Source organism: Desulfobulbaceae bacterium DB1 (genome assembly GCA_001914235.1).
Lineage (GTDB): Bacteria > Desulfobacterota > Desulfobulbia > Desulfobulbales > SURF-16 > DB1.
In genome coordinates this window covers 67,253-84,465 of the sequence record MQUF01000015.1, presented here as the reverse complement: position 1 = coordinate 84,465, position 17,213 = coordinate 67,253, and the positions used below count along the sequence as shown (strand labels likewise).

The 17,213-nt window shown below is 53.1% G+C and carries 17 protein-coding genes; 8 read left to right on the top strand and 9 right to left on the bottom strand.

The window, feature by feature from the left end; translation table 11 throughout:
* The 6 genes from BM485_13640 to BM485_13615 all read left to right on the top strand — a co-directional run bounded on the left by BM485_13640 (position 1) and on the right by BM485_13615 (position 6,841).
* Complete coding sequence (locus BM485_13640) at positions 1–276, top strand: CRISPR-associated endonuclease Cas2 (GenBank protein OKY74491.1); 276 nt, start codon at positions 1–3, stop codon at positions 274–276.
* A 260-nt stretch (positions 277–536) separates the two neighbouring features.
* A complete protein-coding gene (locus BM485_13635) occupies positions 537–1,529 on the top strand; it encodes a hypothetical protein (protein OKY74490.1) in 993 nt (330 codons plus the stop codon).
* Between the two features lie 98 nt (positions 1,530–1,627).
* Entirely contained in the window at positions 1,628–2,869 is a 1,242-nt protein-coding gene (locus BM485_13630) for an AAA family ATPase (GenBank protein ID OKY74489.1), read from the top strand.
* 198 nt (positions 2,870–3,067) lie between these two features.
* Positions 3,068–4,621, top strand: a complete 1,554-nt coding sequence (locus BM485_13625) for a transposase (protein OKY74488.1) — start codon at positions 3,068–3,070, stop codon at positions 4,619–4,621.
* 364 nt (positions 4,622–4,985) lie between these two features.
* Positions 4,986–6,230, top strand: a complete 1,245-nt coding sequence (locus tag BM485_13620) for an ATPase (protein ID OKY74487.1) — start codon at positions 4,986–4,988, stop codon at positions 6,228–6,230.
* Entirely contained in the window at positions 6,230–6,841 is a 612-nt protein-coding gene (locus BM485_13615; protein ID OKY74486.1) for a hypothetical protein, read from the top strand. The genes BM485_13620 and BM485_13615 overlap by 1 nt, the downstream gene beginning before the upstream one ends.
* A 34-nt stretch (positions 6,842–6,875) precedes the next feature.
* Here the strand turns inward: BM485_13615 and BM485_13610 are convergent, their stop codons facing one another.
* The 7 genes from BM485_13610 to BM485_13580 form a co-directional block, all read right to left on the bottom strand.
* A complete protein-coding gene (locus BM485_13610; GenBank protein OKY74485.1) occupies positions 6,876–8,096 on the bottom strand; it encodes an IS256 family transposase in 1,221 nt (406 codons plus the stop codon).
* Between the two features lie 352 nt (positions 8,097–8,448).
* On the bottom strand, positions 8,449–10,635 hold the full coding sequence (locus BM485_13605; GenBank protein ID OKY74484.1) for a hypothetical protein: 2,187 nt from the start codon (positions 10,633–10,635) through the stop codon (positions 8,449–8,451).
* Entirely contained in the window at positions 10,632–11,987 is a 1,356-nt protein-coding gene (locus BM485_13600; protein ID OKY74483.1) for a hypothetical protein, read from the bottom strand. Before BM485_13600 ends, BM485_13605 begins: the two co-directional genes overlap by 4 nt.
* A gap of 29 nt (positions 11,988–12,016) precedes the next feature.
* Complete coding sequence (locus BM485_13595) at positions 12,017–12,538, bottom strand: bifunctional pyr operon transcriptional regulator/uracil phosphoribosyltransferase (GenBank protein OKY74513.1); 522 nt, start codon at positions 12,536–12,538, stop codon at positions 12,017–12,019.
* 48 nt (positions 12,539–12,586) lie between these two features.
* Positions 12,587–13,153: a phosphoribosylglycinamide formyltransferase gene (locus BM485_13590; GenBank protein OKY74482.1), complete on the bottom strand. Its 567-nt coding sequence runs from the start codon at positions 13,151–13,153 to the stop codon at positions 12,587–12,589.
* Positions 13,154–13,164: 11 nt separating this feature from the next.
* Positions 13,165–13,779, bottom strand: a complete 615-nt coding sequence (locus tag BM485_13585; protein OKY74481.1) for an IMP cyclohydrolase — start codon at positions 13,777–13,779, stop codon at positions 13,165–13,167.
* A gap of 105 nt (positions 13,780–13,884) precedes the next feature.
* Positions 13,885–14,283 (bottom strand): RNA-binding protein, encoded by a 399-nt coding sequence (locus BM485_13580; protein ID OKY74480.1) that lies wholly within the window; start codon positions 14,281–14,283, stop codon positions 13,885–13,887.
* Positions 14,284–14,298: 15 nt separating this feature from the next.
* Between BM485_13580 and BM485_13575 the strand changes: the two genes are divergently transcribed.
* Together BM485_13575 and BM485_13570 are read left to right on the top strand one after the other, a co-directional pair.
* Positions 14,299–14,478, top strand: coding sequence for a hypothetical protein (locus BM485_13575; GenBank protein ID OKY74479.1), 180 nt, complete (start codon positions 14,299–14,301; stop codon positions 14,476–14,478).
* Positions 14,475–15,218 (top strand): GTP cyclohydrolase, encoded by a 744-nt coding sequence (locus tag BM485_13570; protein OKY74478.1) that lies wholly within the window; start codon positions 14,475–14,477, stop codon positions 15,216–15,218. Before BM485_13575 ends, BM485_13570 begins: the two co-directional genes overlap by 4 nt.
* Here BM485_13570 and BM485_13565 read toward each other — a convergent pair.
* Together BM485_13565 and BM485_13560 are read right to left on the bottom strand one after the other, a co-directional pair.
* Positions 15,215–15,868: a nicotinate (nicotinamide) nucleotide adenylyltransferase gene (locus BM485_13565; protein ID OKY74477.1), complete on the bottom strand. Its 654-nt coding sequence runs from the start codon at positions 15,866–15,868 to the stop codon at positions 15,215–15,217. The two genes, BM485_13570 and BM485_13565, sit on opposite strands and share 4 nt — an antisense overlap.
* Before the next feature lie 78 nt (positions 15,869–15,946).
* Positions 15,947–17,206 (bottom strand): glutamate-5-semialdehyde dehydrogenase, encoded by a 1,260-nt coding sequence (locus BM485_13560; protein ID OKY74476.1) that lies wholly within the window; start codon positions 17,204–17,206, stop codon positions 15,947–15,949.
* Between the last annotated feature and the right edge of the window lie 7 nt (positions 17,207–17,213).

The following is a 17,213-nucleotide window of genomic DNA, read 5'->3' as shown; positions in this document are numbered from 1 at the left end:
ATGCTCTATCTGGTTTCCTATGATATCCCCGATGACCGGCGGCGGACCAGACTTGCCAAGACCCTCAAGGATTTCGGCGACAGGGTGCAGTTCAGCGTCTTTGAGTGCCTGCTTGATGCCGCCCAGTCGGCAAAGATGAGGGACAGGATTCAGGACATTATCAGCGAGGCGGAGGACAGCGTGCGAATCTATTCCCTGTGCGGAGGCTGCGAACGGGCCATCGCCATCATCGGCCAGGGAGAGGTGACGAAAAACGAGGATGTCTATATCCTGTGACGTGTGAAGGCGCGTTGCCCGTTGCGCTGTAATCTTTTTGAGGGTTGGAAATTGTTGGTGGAACAAGATGTTGTATTATGTACGGAGGAATTTAGAGATATTCAGGGATAATATTCAGGGACGTTGAATATTCAGGGACGTTGTTACTTACGTTGTGAATATTCAGGGACGTTGTTACTTACGTTGTGAATATTCAGGGACGTTGTTACTTACGTTGCAAAACGCTTGACTCTGCCTTACTGGGTTGATAAAATCACCCCATGCCACGCCAAGCCAGATTAGACATTCCAGGCGCATTACATCATATTATGGTCCGGGGAATCGATAGGGCCAACATCTTCCGCGACACCGAAGATAAAGCCCGATTCCTTGTGCGCTTGGGGCAAACCGTTCAAGAGTCGCAAGGCGTCATCTATGCCTGGGTGCTGATGGACAACCACGTTCACCTTTTGTTGCGGAGCGGGCAAGTCGGCATCTCGGCTGTCATGAGAAAACTGCTTACCTGGTACGCACAATATTTCAATCGCAAGCATCTGAGAAAAGGCCACCTTTTTGAGAACAGGTATAAATCCATTCTCTGCGACGAAGACAACTATCTCCTTGCCCTTGTCCGATATATCCATCTGAATCCCCTTCGGGCAAATATCATCAAGACCATGGCAGAACTGGACACATTCCCCTGGAGTGGCCATCGGGCAATTATTGAAAAGGAGAAATTCCCGTGGATGGATACTGCAACGGTATGGACACAATTCGGAGACACGAAACGGAAAGCCATAGAAGAATACCGGCAGTTTATGCTGGAAGGCAGTGACCAGGGCCATGATCCACAGTTTTCTGGAGGCGGACTTGTCCGAAGTCTCGGGGGATGGTCAAACGTACTTTCCATGAGGCGCAAAGATCAGCAGGAAAAGGCCGATGAGCGGATCCTTGGCAGCGGCGATTTCGTGCATCACGTGACGCAGGAAGCAGAAAAAAAGTCTTTGCGGCAGATCAAATTCAACAGATCAGGTCTGACGCTTACAAAAATCATCGAGCAGGAATGCAAAAGGGTGAACGTTGGCCGCAACGAGTTGGAAAGTGGCAGTCGCAGATCGATGGTGAGCCGGACGCGGGCGGAGATCGCCCGGCGCGGAATGGAAGAGCTTGGTTTATCGGCGGCTGAAATCGCACGGCATCTCGGCGTAGCTACCTCAAGTATCACGCGGGCGGTCGCCAAGTCGCAGAAACAGGCTACAGCGCAACGTAAGTAACAACGTCCCCAAAAATGCAGTAATATATTCCCATACGCACGACATCATAATCCCATATTTCAGTTTACTGCCTCCCGATTATACGGTATTTTTTGACCATGGATAATACTCAAGTTCTCTACCCTCGCCTTCTTGAGACACGCATCGCCGAGGCAATGGCTGATACACCCGTTGTTTTAGTAGCCGGTCCTCGCCAAGCCGGCAAAACCACGCTTGTGCGGCAGATAGCAGCCCAAGAGATGCGCTACCTCACCCTGGACGATGAACTTACATTGCTGGCAGCAAAAGAGGATCCCGTGGGCTTGATCAGAAGTCTCGATCGTGCTGTGATTGATGAAATCCAGCGTGCCCCTCAATTGTTGCTCGCTATAAAAAAAACAGTCGATGAGGATCGACGCCCCGGCCGTTTTCTTCTGACGGGGTCCGCCAATTTGATGGCTCTGCCGATGGTGGCCGACTCGCTTGCCGGGCGGATGGAAACGTTGACTCTGCTGCCGCTGTCGCAAAGCGAAATTCACGGTAGCAACGCAAATTGGGTCGACAGCGCTTTTACCGGTCATCTTTTAACCGCGACACAACCATTTCTGGGCAATGACTTGATCGAGACTGTTTTGCGGGGAGGCTATCCCGAAGCTGTATTCCGCTCTTCAACCCGGCGCAGGACAGAATGGAGCAGGCAATACATCAACTCCATTATCCAACGTGATGTGCGTGATGTGGCGGATGTCGGAAAACTTGATCATCTGCCCAGATTTTTGCGGGCGCTGGCACAAGTTTCCGGACAGATGTGTAACTATTCCCAGCTTGGAGGGCAAGTCGGGCTGGATCACAAGACCGCTGCCCGCTACATTGGCGTGTTCGAACAGATGTATTTGCTGAGGCGCATTGAAGTCTGGGCGCAAAATAGACTGAATCGCATCGTTAAAACACCTAAAATACAGTTTGTCGATTCCGGTCTTTTATCTACGCTGGCGAATGTTACACCCACACTTGCACAAAAGAATCGTCATTGCTTTGGAAATGTTCTGGAGTGTTTTGTTTACGGTGAATTGCGCAAGCACATGGCCACAGCGGAGAGCAATTGTCAGCTTCTTTACTACCGCGATCACGACCAATACGAGGTCGATTTCATCATTGAGAATGCAGCAGGCAACCTGGTTGGAGTGGAGGTGAAGGCTGCTGCGACAGTGACGGTTGGCGACCTCAGAGGTCTGAAACGACTATCGAGTGCCGCTGGAGAACAGCTCAAGATGTGCGTAATTCTTTATGATGGCTCGGAGACCCTGCCCCTTGGAGACGGCTTTTGGGCGGCTCCGCTGTCATCTTTGTGGGGCCGGTGAGCATCGCAGTGGGGAATTCGGGGAACATGATACTAAATTCCAACAATAACATTCTGCGGTCAAGCCGCAGATGTTCGCGTTGAGCCTGTAGAAAAAGGTAAAAACATTGATAAAATACGGGCATTTCAGGCTGATTTATTGTAATCTTGCAACAGATGAAAGGAGTAAGACCGCGTAACTTCAGCACGAGGAATTGCAGTGGCCAAATACAAACCTTACTGCTATGCCCAGGGTCAGCTCATCCCGGTGATGTTTTCCAGACAGATCCAGCCCGGCACCTTCGAATTCACCTTGAATCACCTCATCGACCACGAGCTTGACCTTACCTGTTTTGACAGTCGGTTTACGAACGATGAAACCGGCGCCCCGGCCTTTGATCCCCGCATCCTGTTAAAAATCATCCGGTTCGCCTATTCCCGTGGCATCACCTCCAGCCGCAAGATCGCCCGCTGCTGCGAGGAGAACGTCGTCTTCATGGCGTTGTCCGCCAACAGTCGGCCCCATTTCACCACTATCTCCGATTTTATTTCCTCCATGGACAAGGAGGCCATTACCATCTTCCGGGAAGTGCTGCTGCTCTGTGATGAAATGGGCCTGATCGGCAAGGAGATGTTTGCCATCGACGGCTGCAAACCGCCGTCCAATGCCGCCAAGGAGTGGAGCGGTACCAAGGCGGACTTTAAGAAGAAGGCGGCCAAGATGGAAAAGGCCATTGAGTCGATGGTAAAAAACCACCATGTCAGCGACCGCAATCAGGGCGAGGGAGCACAGACCGGCCGTGATGAGCAGTATGTGGCCACCCTGCGCAACCGGCTTACGAAAATAAGAAAATGGCTGAATGGCAATGATGACAAACCGGGTAAAACCGGCAAGCCGCGTAAAAGCAACATCACGGATAATGATTCGGCCAAGATGAAAACCTCCAAGGGAGTTATCCAGGGTTATGACGGGGTGACGGCGGTGGACGGCAAGCACCAGATCATCGTCCATGCCGAGGCCTTTGGCCAGGGGCAGGAGCATGACTTGCTGGAACCGATGATTGACGGCACCCGCGAGAATTTCCAGGCCATCGGCAAGGAAGAGAACATTTTTGCCGAGACAAAGCTTGCGGCTGACAGCGGTTTCCACAGCGGCAAGAACATGGAAATGCTCTCTGAACAGGAAATTGACGCCTATGTGGCGGATACCGGCTTCCGGAAACGTGATCCCCGCTTTGCCGATGTGGATCGGTACAAAGAACGGACCAGGAAAGAAAGGGCAAGGCGGTCCGGGCATACCCGGCTCTTTACCATCGAAGACTTCACCTTTGCGGATGACCTGAGTTATTGTCTCTGCCCCGCCGGCAAGCGATTGTACCGAAGCGGCGGCAATGTTGTTACCAAGGGACTGCGCTCGGTGCGGTTCAAGGGCCCGAAATCAGCCTGCCTGCCCTGCGCGCTCAGAAGCCAATGCCTGCGTCATCCGGAAAGAACCGAGATCAGGCAGGTTGCCTCTTTTCAAGGCCGGACGGAAAAGGCCAAGGACTCATGCATCGAGAAGATGAAACGCAAGATCGACTCCGCAGCAGCAGGCCGGGCCATGTATGCCATGCGGTTGGCAATCGCGGAACCACCCTTTGCCCACATCTGCCGGGTAATGAGACTGAACCGGTTTACCCTGCGCGGCCGAGACAAGGTCAACAGCCAGTGGAACCTGTTCTGTATCGTGCATAATCTGAAAAAGATCCACCGCTACGGCGAAGGGTTCGCGTAGAAGCGGACATCAGGCAAAAGCAGCCCGGAACAGGGGAAAGAAACACCATGAAAGCAACATAAACGCGCCAAAAAGCTGAATAGCTGAGACAGAAAACTGGATCGAGGATGGCTGGAGATTTTTTAAAATAAAACTCTCCCGGCCACGCCGGTTTTCGCAAAAAACGGCTTTTTCTGCAGAATCGTTATGCCGCAGCCTCAAATGGGAACATCAGCATTATTTTTAAGAAGTCCTTTAGGCTTCGGGAGCGGATAGTTCGAGCGCGGCGTTTCCTGACTTCGATAAAAAGCAGGACAAGAAAACTGGATGCTGAAATTGTAGACCACCACTTCCTTACTCAAAACTGAGATTACGGAGACGAATAATGCCAAATTTTAGGCAAATAAAAAAAAACGGTATTCCGCGAATTGAATCACTGCGAGTCGAGAATTACCGGGCTCTAAAAAAAGTGGACCTCGACAAGCTCACCCCTATGACTGTGCTGCTTGGACCAAACGGTAGTGGCAAGTCGACGATTTTTGATGTGTTCAATTTTTTATCAGAATGTTTTCAATTTGGTCTGCGCTATGCGTGGGATCGGCGTGGACGTGGTAAGGAATTAAAAACACGTGGTGCGCTTGGGCCAATTGTGTTTGAGCTGAAATACCGTGAGCGGCCTAAAACCCCGGTCATTACCTATCACTTGGCTATCGATGAGGGCATCAAGGGACCGGAGATTGTCGAGGAATGGTTGCAGTGGCGGCGTGGTCAAACGGGACAGCCATTTAGGTTCTTAGAATTTCGTCGAGGTATTGGTAAGGCGGCCAGTGGTGAGGCGCCGGATTCTGAGGATGTGCGCATAGACACGAATCTACGCTCACCCGATTTGATCGCGGTGAATACATTAGGCCAGTTTACCGAGCATCCACGAGTTGCCGCGTTACGCGAGTTTATCACTGATTGGTATGTTTCTTACCTTTCTATTGATCAGGCCCGTAATCAGCCAGAAGCAGGGCCGCAAGAACGCTTGAGTAAAAGCGGAGAAAATCTTCCTAATGTGATTCAGTTTCTAAAGGAACGGCATCCCGAACGGTTGGAACAGATATTTTCCGTTCTTCGGAGGCGTATTCCACGGCTTGAACGTGTCGATGCTGATTTAATGCCTGATGGCCGCTTGTTGCTTCAAATCAAAGACGCACCTTTCGAGCAGCCCGTGCTTTCAAAATTTGCTTCCGATGGCACGATGAAAATGTTGGCATATCTGACGGTGCTATATGACCCAGAGCCACCTCGATTCATCGGTATTGAGGAGCCTGAGAATTTCCTGCATCCCCGCTTGTTGCCGGAACTTTCAGAAGAGTGTCGCGCAGCTTCTGAACGTTCACAACTTTTGATTACTAGCCACTCGCCGTTCCTTCTAAACGCGATGCGGGCTGAAGAAGTGCGTGTGCTATACCGTGACGAACTGGGATTTACCCAAGCGGTACGCGCTAGTGAGATTCAGGGCATTCCTGAATTCATCCAAGCGGGTGCTACGTTAGGGCATTTGTGGATGGAAGGACATTTTGGCATTGGCGATCCCTTGGTCAACCAAGGCGCACCACGTACTATTATGCGGGGGCGCGGCTGATGTTGGAAAAATTGATTGTTATCGTCGAAGAGCCTTCTATGGAAGCGGCTCTTGAGCATTTGCTGCCCAAGATACTGGGTAATGTAGATTTCGAAATCAGAAGATTTCAATGCAAGGACGAGTTGCTCAAAAAACTACCGGATCGTCTGTGCGCTTACAGCGCCTGGTTATCGCAAAGCTGGGCAATTTTAGTTTTGGTTGACCGAGATGACGATGACTGTCTGACATTGAAGCAGACCTTGGAAAGGATGGCGGTAAGAGCTGGGTTGATCAGTAAAACCAGAGCTGGTTATGGCAGGCCCTTTCAGGTGGCCAACCGTATTGCCATCGAAGAGTTGGAGGCGTGGTTTTTTGGTGATTGGCTAGCCGCACAAGCAGCTTATCCTCGTCTGCCACACAGTATTCCGCATAAAGCTGGGTATCGCATCCCGGATGCCATACTTGGCGGCACTTGGGAGGCTTTGGAAAGAGTACTAAAAAAAGGAGGCTATTTCTCTACAGGGCTACGAAAGATTGAGTGTGCACGAGCAGTGGCACATCACATGGTGCCGGAGAGAAACACTTCGAAAAGTTTTCAAGAATTCGACAAGGCGGTTTCTGCGGGCCTGTAAAGAATTTTGTGTAAATGGTTTTCATTTTTAATTTTCAATATGCAGGCATTCTGTCGCCGAACAAGATTGAAAAGCGGTTCAAGGCAGCCTTCCAGTCTCTGATTGGCATAGTCCATTTTTTGGCGATATTGTTCAGCGCCATGTAAAGCAGTTTAAGCATCGACTCGTCATTGGGAAATGAACCCCGGTTCTTGGTAACTTTGCGCAGTGACATGTTCAACGACTCAATAGCATTGGTGGTATATATCACCTTGCGTATCTCGGGCGAATACGCAAAAAATGGGGTGATTCTTTCCCAATTTCTTCGCCAGGATTGGCCGATGGACGGATGCGTTTTGTCCCATTTTTCTTCAAAGGTCATCAGTTCCATTTCGGCCTGCTCGGCTGTTGGCGATTGGTAAATGGCCTTGAGATCCGCAGCCACCTCTTTGCGCTGTTTCCATGAGACATATTTCAGGGAATTGCGCACCATGTGGACGAGACAGAGCTGGACCTGGGTGAAGGGGAAAACCGTCTCAATGGCTTCAGGAAAACCCTTGAGGCCATCGACGCAGGCAATGAAAATATCCTGCACGCCACGGTTTCTTAGCTCAGTCACTACCTGCAACCAGAACTTGGCGCCCTCGTTTTCGGCAACCCACATTCCCAGGACATCCTTGACGCCGTCCATGGTGATGCCAATAGCCAGATAGACCGCCTTGTTCTTAACATGCCCATTGTCGCGCACCTTAACCCGGATAGCGTCCATGTAAACAATGGGATAAATGGGGTCCAACGGGCGATTTTGCCAAACTTTAACCTCGTCAGCAACGGCATCGGTGACCGTTGAAATCAGGGTGGGAGAGACATCAACTCCGTAAATGTCTTCCAAGTGCCCCTGAATCTCCCTGGTAGTCATCCCTCGGGAGTAGAGAGAGATAATCTTGTCGTCAAAGCCGGGAAAGCGGGTTTGCCCTTTGGGAATGATGACCGGATCGAAACTGCTGTCGCGGTCGCGCGGGACCTCAATCGGCATTTTACCGAAGTCGCCCTTGATGGTCTTTGCAGAGTTACCATTTCGGGCATTACCGCCTTTGGTGACGATGGTTCCATGTTTTTCGTGGCCCAGGTGGACGGTCATTTCCGCCTGTAACGCCCGCTCCAGTAAGGCCTTGGTGAGCTGCTTGAGCAGCCCGTTTTCACCGATCAGTTCTTCGGGCTTCTGGTAATTGTAGTCGGCAAGTAAACGATCCAAAATTTCTTTATCAATGGCCATATGAGCTCCTTTTTAAAGGGTAGTTTTTTGACTTACTCAGTCATAGCCATTTACACAAACTATTTTACACCCTCGTTTCTGCCGCACTAGCATGGATTTGAGTTAATGAGTTTTAAGAGGTCCTTTGGCTTCGGGCGCGGACAAGGCGAGCGCGGCGGACTTGGGCTTCGACATGAAAAAAGCCTTGGCTCTGGAAAATGCCCTCGCAAGCCCGAAGAAAAAGCCCAACGATTCATTTCACCGGACCGCAAAAGGAAAAGGAAACAGATTTATTTTTACAGTCTGTACTCGTCGCGATTATACGTTTCATTCCACAGCCGCCCTTGCTTCGATTTGTTCCCAAACCGACCACTTACTGAAGCGTGCGGAAATAATTGAAACTATCCTGGGAGCGGCTCTTGGCGCGGGCGGAAAGGGTGCGGCGCAGGGCGGCCATTTCCTTTTTGTGAAAGGAAACATTGGCAAGGTCGATAACGACGAAATCAAGCCCGGAATTTTTCAATTCCGCCAGTTGCCCAAGCAGAGAAAAAGGCTTATCAGGCAAGGCCAGGGTCTGCCCCCATTTCTGCTGGAGGGAGAAGCGTTCACCCTTGGGGCTGACAAAGGTCTTGTTGAACTGAAAGAAATCAGGATGAAGCCGGGCGGTGAAAAGAGCCGGACGGCCGAAAACGGTCAGTCCCGCCCCACCCTTCTTTTTCCTTTCACAGATCTTCTGCAGATTATCCCGGTCTGTTTCAATGGAGATCTGAACCGCGGCAATCCCGCTTTCCCGCAAAAATTGCATGGTCAGGGAATTCAGCACATTCAGGGTATAGTCCCCCACCAGGGCCGGTCCCTGATGCAAAGGCCGCCGCCCCCCTTCACGGGAATTTTTCCCGGTCGAGGGAAAAAGCTGCAATTGGCCGATATGGCTTATCATCCAGGAACGGTAGCCCTTTTGCACAAGTTCCCGCACCACCTGCCGGTAAAAGTCCACATCATCTTCCAGGATGACCGGCGGCAAAGAGAAGGTCACGGTTTTCGCCACATGGCGCATCATTTTTTCCCCCTGCAACCGGCCGACTGTTTCCCGGTCAAGAAGGACAATGAGCCTGTCCGGGCGGTCGACAACCGGTTGCGTCAGGATCCGCAGGTCACCACGCACCCAGAGGGGAAGATCCGCCGATCGCGCCTGGGCAGGCGGCGGGCCGCCCCGTTTTTTCGCGGCCGGCGCGGTTGAGGAGGACACCAGGGCAAGGGACTTGAGGACCTTGTTTGCCTTGTCGCCTTTTTTGATCTTTTCGATGAGAGCCCGAAAACGCGGAGGCGGGGTTAATCGGCCCTTACTGGCCTCCATCTGCCGTCGACTGCGCACGTCAACCTTGTAGAGCATGTCGCCGGGTTCGGCCGTGGCACCCGAGAGCAGCAGCGTCACACTGTCGTCCTTTTCCCCTCGCCCTTTTTTCCCGCCCGCGGAGGCGTGGACGTCCTTGACCGTAAATGAGGCCCGGTCACCTGAATCCTCGTGATGCAGGCGCACCCGGTCACCGGTTTCAATCGATTCATGCAGGGTGAGGGTCAGACGTCCGGCCTGCACCGCCTCAACCCGGCCGAGAAAATGGCCGATGTTGCCCGAGGTGTAGGGGGTAACGGCATCAGCCGGCTGGGATGACAGGAAATATCCGCCGGTCGACTTGCGCCCCATGGCCTGATGCAGCAGGTTTTGCACCTCCGGCAGAACGTCCGCCGCGTTGTCCCCGGCATCGATCATCTTCCGATAGGCCCGAACCACCGATCCCACATAGCTCTGGCTGCGCATTCGTCCTTCAATTTTCAGGGAAACGACGCCCGCCCGGACAAGCCGGGGCAACAGGCCCACCCCCTCCAAATCGTTCATGGAAAAAAAGTAACCTTCCCGCGGCCCCTTGATTTCCCCGGCCCACCCATACTTTCTCCGGCAGGGCTGTACGCATCGGCCCCGCAGACTGCTTTTGCCGCCCAGATAACTGCTGAAAAGACAAAGCCCGGAATAGCTGAAACAAAGGGCGCCGTGCACGAACACCTCCAGATCCACCGGGCACTGTCCGTGAATTTTTTCCGTCTCCGCCAGGGTTACTTCCCGGGCCAGAACCACCCGTTTAAATCCCATGTCGGCAAACTGACGGACTGCAAGAGAATTGTGGGCACCCATCAAGGTGCTGGCATGAAGGGTAAAGGAGGGAAAATATTTTCTGACCAGGGAATACAAACCGAGATCCTGAATAATCAAGGCATCCGGCGCGAGCTGTTCGAGCAGGGAGAGCAGTTCGACAAGCTGGGGGATTTCCTCTTCCTTCACCAGGCTGTTCATGGCAAGGTAGACCTTGACGCCCGACCTCCGGCCGTAATCGATCATGGAAGCCAGCTCTTCCGGGGTAAAATGTTTGGCCAGGGCGCGGGCATTCAGGGCCGGAGCGCCGATATAAACCGCATCCGCCCCTTCCTCCACCGCCGTGGCAAAAACATCAAGCGATCCTGCCGGTGCCAGGAGTTCCGGTTTGCCGACGAAATTCCCTTTCATATTTCTTCGAGCGGCAGAATGAAAAAGAAGTTATTGCCTTCCAGGGTCGGCTCGTAGCCAACCTCGCCGCCATGCATCTCCACCACCTGTTTCACAAAGGTGAGTCCATGACCGGTGCCGCTGTGCTGCCCGCTGTTTTTCCCCCGATACCCTTCGGTGAAAACGCCAAACGCGTCATCCTTATCAAGATGAGGCCCGGTACTGAAAATATTGAATTTAACCCCCGGCCTTCCGGGGCCGAAGTAATCGGGCAGAACCGTGCGGCCATAGGCGATGGCCTTGCGGGGCCGGCCCTCATGGTCGATGATTTCCTCGGTGTATTTGACCGCATTGGAAAAAAAATTGGCATATACCTGGGACAGCAGCCCGATATCAACTCGAAGCGGAATCTGCTCCGCCGCCATGTCTTCCGGCCGCTCAACGATAATTCCCCGATCGGCGAGTCTTCTGGCAAACTGCTCAAGCTGGGGAAGAATGATCTCATTCTCCACCATGCACTTCTTTGAATGAAGGACGAGATGGCCCTTTTCGAAATGATCGCGCCGAAAAAGGCTTTCCAGAAAAAGGCTGCAATTGCTGTGGTGCTTCAGCATTTCCTGATGGTAATCAGTCAGATCCTGATGAAGGCCCGTGACTTTGCCGATGATCTCCTGACAGATCCTGTCTTCCACCCCAAGCACCCGCTTCATTCCCATCATCTTTTCTTCCAGTTCCTCGACATCCTTAATTTTTTTTCGCACACGGTTAAAAAGATGTTTAAAGTACATGTTGGGAATAATGACATTATGCTCGATATCCATCACCAGGTTGTTGATGAACTTCAGATGGTTGATATTCTGGATGGCCATCCTCCGGTTATAGAGATTAAAGCCGATACGGTTGGCGAATTTACCGAGGAAAAACTGTTCCTGTTCACTGAGTTCCCGCGATGTTTCGATTTCGAGCATGCCCAGCAGCAGAATATCGTGATTTGCATGGGCCGAAACCGGATCACTTTGTCGACTTGCAATCGGCACGAGAAAAAAACCATCAGCCGAGTACATATGATCAACAAGTTTGACATAAGCGGGTGCGGCAACAGGGCCGGCCGAAACCCCTTCCGAGCTGTCGCACGCCAATTCCAGAGATTGGCTCGTCTCATTGCGCAGATACAGCCTGGTCTCGACCCCCATGAACTCTTTCAGCACCGAAACGGAGATCCGATAAAAATCTTCCAGGGAGCCGTATTCCTGGGCCAAGTCAAAAAAAGTCTTCAGGATATCATTCTGCTCGCTGGTGAAATTATAGCGTTTGTAGTCCTCTCTTTTCTGGACGATACGACTGCTTATTTCCGCCATCCGCTTGACTGCCATCGTCGAATTGGTCATGCCTTCACAAAAAATCAGTCAAAAGTTAGTCTGACCTCATCCTGCTCCCCTTCTTTTTCATGAAGGATGACATGGACATGATCGGTGACGTTTTCCCGCACCTCAAGCCCCCAGTAATTGGGCTGGATGGGAAGCTCCCGGCCGCACTGCCGGTTGATCAGGACCGCCAGCTGAATGGCCCGCGGCCGACCCAGATCCATGATGGCGTCAAGCGCCGCACGGATGGTGCGTCCGGTATACAGGACATCATCAACCAAAATCAGGGTATGCTCTTCCACCGAAAAGGGGATATCGGTCGTCTTGACAATGGGATTCTGCGAAACCAGACTCCAGTCATCACGGTAAAGGGTAATGTCAAGATAACCGACGGGCAGCTCCAACCCCTCATGCTCCCTGACTATTTTCCGCAAACGGTCGGCAAGATAGACGCCGCCGGTATGAATGCCGATCAGCGCCAGTCGTTTGATGCCGCGGTTGTCCTCCATGATCTGCAAGGCCATGCGGGTGAGGGATCGCTCGATATCCTGGGCGCTCATGATCAAAGTTCTTTTCTCGGCCACGTTCCATTCTCCCTGTTTTCCGGACTAGCGCCAGAAAACATCAATACCCTTTTCATGCACCAGGTTGATCGCTTCCGGAAACGCCTCGCACTCGGCGGCAAACACCTTTGCCGCTATATCGTCCGGGGTGTCGTTTTCCGTGAGCTGAACACATTTCTGCACAATGATCGGGCCTTCATCATACACCTCATTGGCAAAATGGACCGTACAGCCGCTCACCTTCACTCCGCGCTCATGCACGGCGCGATGCACCTTCATGCCGTAAAAACCGGCGCCGGCAAAAGAAGGAATAAGCGACGGATGGATATTGATCACATTTCTTCTGAGATGAGCAGGCGGTTCATAGAGTTTCAGGAAACCGGCCAGCAGAATAAGCTCCACATCATAGTCGGCAAGAGTGCGATTGATGATGGCGTTATCAGCGGCATGAACGGCGGGATAGCCGTAGTTGCGAGCCTTTTGCAGACCGAGGGCGTCCTTGACGTTTGAGATGACGACGGCAATGCTGCCCTGCATGGTGCCGTTTTGGATTCGTTGATGAAAATTATCCAGGGTACGGCCGCTGCCGGAAAGAAGAACAGCCATTTTCATGAATTGTCTCCTCAACGGAAAGAAGGGTCGGAATCAACATTCACCTTATCAAGCCAGGCGGTAATCAGGCTGTCGTACCGGCCGGTCAGGGCGAAAACTTTCCTGGCCAGCAGGAAACGGGTTTTCAGGGTGGTGTTGCCGTGCTGTTTGATTTCGCCGATGACCGTCGGATAATCGGCGGGATCGACAATAACGGTGACATCCTGGAAATTCTTGGCCGAGGAGCGCAGCATGGTGGGTCCGCCGATATCGATATTTTCAATGGCATGCGCCAGGGTGCAATTGGGGTCGGCGGTGGCCTTGTCAAAGGCGTAAAGATTGACGGCAACGATATCGATCGCCTCAAGGCCATGTTCCTTCATCTGGCGGAGATGGTCGGGATTGCCCTTCTGCGCCAGAATACCGCCGTGCACCTTGGGATGCAGGGTTTTCACCCGACCGTCGAGCATCTCGGGAAAGCCGGTAAATTCCGACACATCCTTGACCTTGATGCCGCTGTCGCGCAATTTTTTGGCTGTTCCGCCGGTGGAGAGAATTTCAATACCAAGAGCTTCAAGCTCCTTGGCAAATCCCTCGATTCCAGACTTATCCGTCAGGCTGATAAGCGCCCTTTCCGCTTTTTTCATGTCAATCTCCCCTGTGTTATTTAAAATCAAAAAAAGTCGATGGGAAAAGCCGGCAGGCAGAAGTGAAAGGATTCAGCAGCTCTCCGTTCTTCCGCCGTCCGGACTTTATTCCGTATCGCTTTTTCTGGTAAAATTCCGGATCAGTCGCCTGTCCCGCTTGCCCGGCCGTTTGGGTGGGGGCATATCGCCGGCAAGCCGCATCAGGCGTCGGTCTTCACCTTGTTTTTGCCGGGCGGCGATGCTCGCTTCGGTTTCCTCATAAAGCGTGCGGGCAATGGGTGCCGGTCCACGACGATCAGACAATGCCCGGACAATGACGACAAACTCCGTTTCATCCCGGACAATCCGCAGCGCATCGCCGACACCCACGCCGCGCGCCGACTTGACCCGATCCCCGTTGACATGGACATGACCGCCGCTCACCGCCTTGGCCGCCATGGAACGTGTCTTGTAAAATCTGGCGGCCCACAGCCATTTATCAATCCGCACTTTTTCTTCAGTCACAGCATGCCATAATAATTGATTCAACGCTCCGAGAGTAGCGAAAAAATTACCATATTTTACCACCGGCTGCAAAAAAGTTCGAGATGTTCCGGCAAACCTGAAAACTTTGATGACGGCGAAAATCCCGGAACAAACGGCGGCCAAAGAAACCTGTTGGCGATGTGGACAAAAAAAGGTAAAAAGGGTCTCTTATGAAGCTGAAAACAGTGGGTATCAAAAACATTCGCTATCCGGTCATGATCAGGGAAAAATCAGGAGGCGGCCTGCAGTCCACGGTGGCGAGCATCACCCTGCAGGCCAACATGCCCCGGCGCTTCCGGGAAACCTGCGTTGCAACCTTTCTCGATGTCCTGCGCAAATACCAGGAGGACATGAGCGTCACCATCTTCCCCAAGCTGCTGGTGGAAACCAGGGACCAGTTGCAGGCCAACTCCGCCCATCTGGAGATGACATTTCCCTATTTTCTGGAAAAAAAGGCGCCGGTGACAAAAACATCGGGCTTGATGGAGTATACCTGCCGTTTTGCCGGCGGCATCGGCGAGGATGAAGATTTTATTCTTTCCGTCTGGGTGCCCAGCACCACCTTATGCCCCTGCTCCAAGGAAATCAGCGAATTCGGCGCCCACAATCAGCGGGCGGAAATCAACCTGAACGTCAAGTCAAAAGGCTTCATCTGGGTGGAGGACCTGATCAGTTTGGTGGAGTCCGGGGCCTCCTGCGAAGTTTATTCCATCCTCAAGCGACCCGATGAAAAATTCGTTACCGAACAGGCGTACAAAAATCCGATGTTTGTTGAGGATGTGGTGCGCAAGGTAGCGGAAATGGCCCAGGCCCACCCTGACATCTACTGGTTCTCGGTAGGGGTGGAAAGCTTCGAATCGATTCACAAGCACAGCGCCTATGCCTATGTCGACAGCAGCGGCATTGAAGCCTAACGTCCCATTTCCCCATATAACCGTTCAGACCGCAGATAGCGCACCACCGCCGGTGGAATAAGCTTTTCCACCGGGCTGCCCTGTCGTAATCTTTCCCGCACCAAAGAGGAAGAAACGGCAACCGGCTCCATGGACAGGGCAAGAATGCTTTTGCCCCCCTTCCTTGACCAGATTCCCGCACCCGTTTCCCGGTAATCGGGAAAATTGCCGGCAATAACCTCGGACAAAACATGGTGCCCATGGGTCGGTCTGTCGATGACCACGAAAGAACTGCCTTGCAGAAGCTCCCGGTAGCATTTCCAGCTCGTTATATCGGCAAAGGCGTCCAGGCCGATGATGAAAAAAAGATCCGCCTCCCGGCCCAGTTTGCGCCGAAACTGGGCCAGGGTGTCAATGGTATAGGACGGGCCGCGGCGCAGCCCCTCGATGTCCGAGACAATGTAACGCGGCTCCCCTTGCAGGGCCAGGCGCAGCATGGCCACCCGATGGGCAAATGACGTGATGAACCGACTGGATTTATGGGGTGGCTCGGCAGCAGGGATAAAGTAAAGGGTATCAAGCGCAAGCTGCTCCAGCGCAGCCTTTGCCACCGCCATATGACCGTTGTGGACAGGATCAAAGGTGCCGCCGAACAGGCCGATCTTTTTCATGCGTCGGCTCCTGTATTTTTACGAAAAACAAAGGAGTCAGAAGATTTTTACTCCTGACTCCCGCCTTCTCAAAAAATCCTACGCCCGCACCTGACCCTCGCCGTAGACGATGAATTTTTTGGTGGTCAGCTCTTTCAACCCCATGGGCCCGTAGGCGTGCAGCTTGGTGGTGCTGATACCGATTTCCGCCCCCAACCCGAACTGACCGCCGTCGCTGAACCGGGTGGAAGCGTTGATCATCACCGCCGAGGCGTCAACTTCCCGCAGAAAACGCTGGCCGTTGGCATAACTGTTGGTGACGATGGCCTCCGTATGCTGGGAACCGTATCTGACGATATGGGCCATGGCCGCGTCAAGATCGGGCACCACCTGAACCGCCAGGATCAGATCAAGAAACTCCATGCCCCAATCCGCATCACCGGCTGCTTTCGCCTGGTTCACCAGGGCCCGGGTTTTCCCGCAACCCCTGATTTCGACTCCGGCCTTGATCAGCTCGGCGCCGACCAAAGGGAGAAATGCCGCGGCGATCCTCTCATGGACCAGCAGCGTCTCCAGGGCGTTGCAGACTCCGGGGCGTTGCACCTTGCCGTTCATGACGATATTGATTGCCATCTGCAGATCGGCGGTTTCATCTACAAAGACATGACACACCCCTTTGTAATGTTTCAGTACCGGGATGCGGGAGTTTTCCGCGACAAAACGAATGAGCCCTTCGCCGCCCCGGGGGATGATGAGATCGATTTCTTCCTCCAGCCCGAGCATGAAAGTAACCGCCTCGCGGTCGGTGACGGGAATTACCTGGATTGCCGCGGCGTCGATCTTCTCCGCAGCCAGACAGTCCTGCAGCACCTTGGCCAGGGCGAGATTTGAATGGATGGCCTCGGAGCCGCCCCGCAGCAGAATGCTGTTGCCCGCCTTGAGACACAGCGCCGCCGCATCCACCGTGACATTGGGCCGGGACTCGTAAATCATGCCGATAACGCCCAAAGGAATACGCATGCGCCCGACCATGATACCGTTGGGCCGCTTGATCATTTCCGTCACCTCCCCCACCGGATCCGGCAGGGCGGCAACCTCCTTGAGGCCGTTTATCATGGAGGACATGACCTTGTCGGAAAGGCTGAGACGATCAAGCATGGCGGCGGACAGCCCTTTGGCGCGCCCGGCAGCGAGATCCTTGTCGTTTTCCCGGCGGATGTAATCCTTCTGCTCGTCCAGGGCGCAGGCCATGCGGAGGAGAACCCGGTTCTTGCTTTCCGTGGATAAAGCGGTCATTTTACGGGAGGCGGCCTTTGCCTGCCCGGCCATCTTCTTAATCGTTTCCTGGATCGTGCTCATCTTCTGC

Excerpts from the sequence above, each read along its gene's own strand:
- BM485_13630 (OKY74489.1), top strand. The coding sequence starts at position 1,628 with ATGGATAATACTCAAGTTCTCTACCCTCGCCTTCTTGAGACACGCATC.
- BM485_13585 (OKY74481.1), bottom strand. The coding sequence starts at position 13,779 with ATGAAAAAAGCGGAAAGGGCGCTTATCAGCCTGACGGATAAGTCTGGA.
- BM485_13595 (OKY74513.1), bottom strand. The coding sequence starts at position 12,538 with ATGAGCGCCCAGGATATCGAGCGATCCCTCACCCGCATGGCCTTGCAG.
- BM485_13605 (OKY74484.1), bottom strand. The coding sequence starts at position 10,635 with ATGAAAGGGAATTTCGTCGGCAAACCGGAACTCCTGGCACCGGCAGGA.
- BM485_13635 (OKY74490.1), top strand. The coding sequence starts at position 537 with ATGCCACGCCAAGCCAGATTAGACATTCCAGGCGCATTACATCATATT.
- BM485_13570 (OKY74478.1), top strand. The coding sequence starts at position 14,475 with ATGAAGCTGAAAACAGTGGGTATCAAAAACATTCGCTATCCGGTCATG.
- BM485_13600 (OKY74483.1), bottom strand. The coding sequence starts at position 11,987 with ATGGCAGTCAAGCGGATGGCGGAAATAAGCAGTCGTATCGTCCAGAAA.
- BM485_13615 (OKY74486.1), top strand. The coding sequence starts at position 6,230 with ATGTTGGAAAAATTGATTGTTATCGTCGAAGAGCCTTCTATGGAAGCG.
- BM485_13590 (OKY74482.1), bottom strand. The coding sequence starts at position 13,153 with ATGAAAATGGCTGTTCTTCTTTCCGGCAGCGGCCGTACCCTGGATAAT.
- BM485_13560 (OKY74476.1), bottom strand. The coding sequence starts at position 17,206 with ATGAGCACGATCCAGGAAACGATTAAGAAGATGGCCGGGCAGGCAAAG.
- BM485_13620 (OKY74487.1), top strand. The coding sequence starts at position 4,986 with ATGCCAAATTTTAGGCAAATAAAAAAAAACGGTATTCCGCGAATTGAA.
- BM485_13610 (OKY74485.1), bottom strand. The coding sequence starts at position 8,096 with ATGGCCATTGATAAAGAAATTTTGGATCGTTTACTTGCCGACTACAAT.
- BM485_13565 (OKY74477.1), bottom strand. The coding sequence starts at position 15,868 with ATGAAAAAGATCGGCCTGTTCGGCGGCACCTTTGATCCTGTCCACAAC.
- BM485_13640 (OKY74491.1), top strand. The coding sequence starts at position 1 with ATGCTCTATCTGGTTTCCTATGATATCCCCGATGACCGGCGGCGGACC.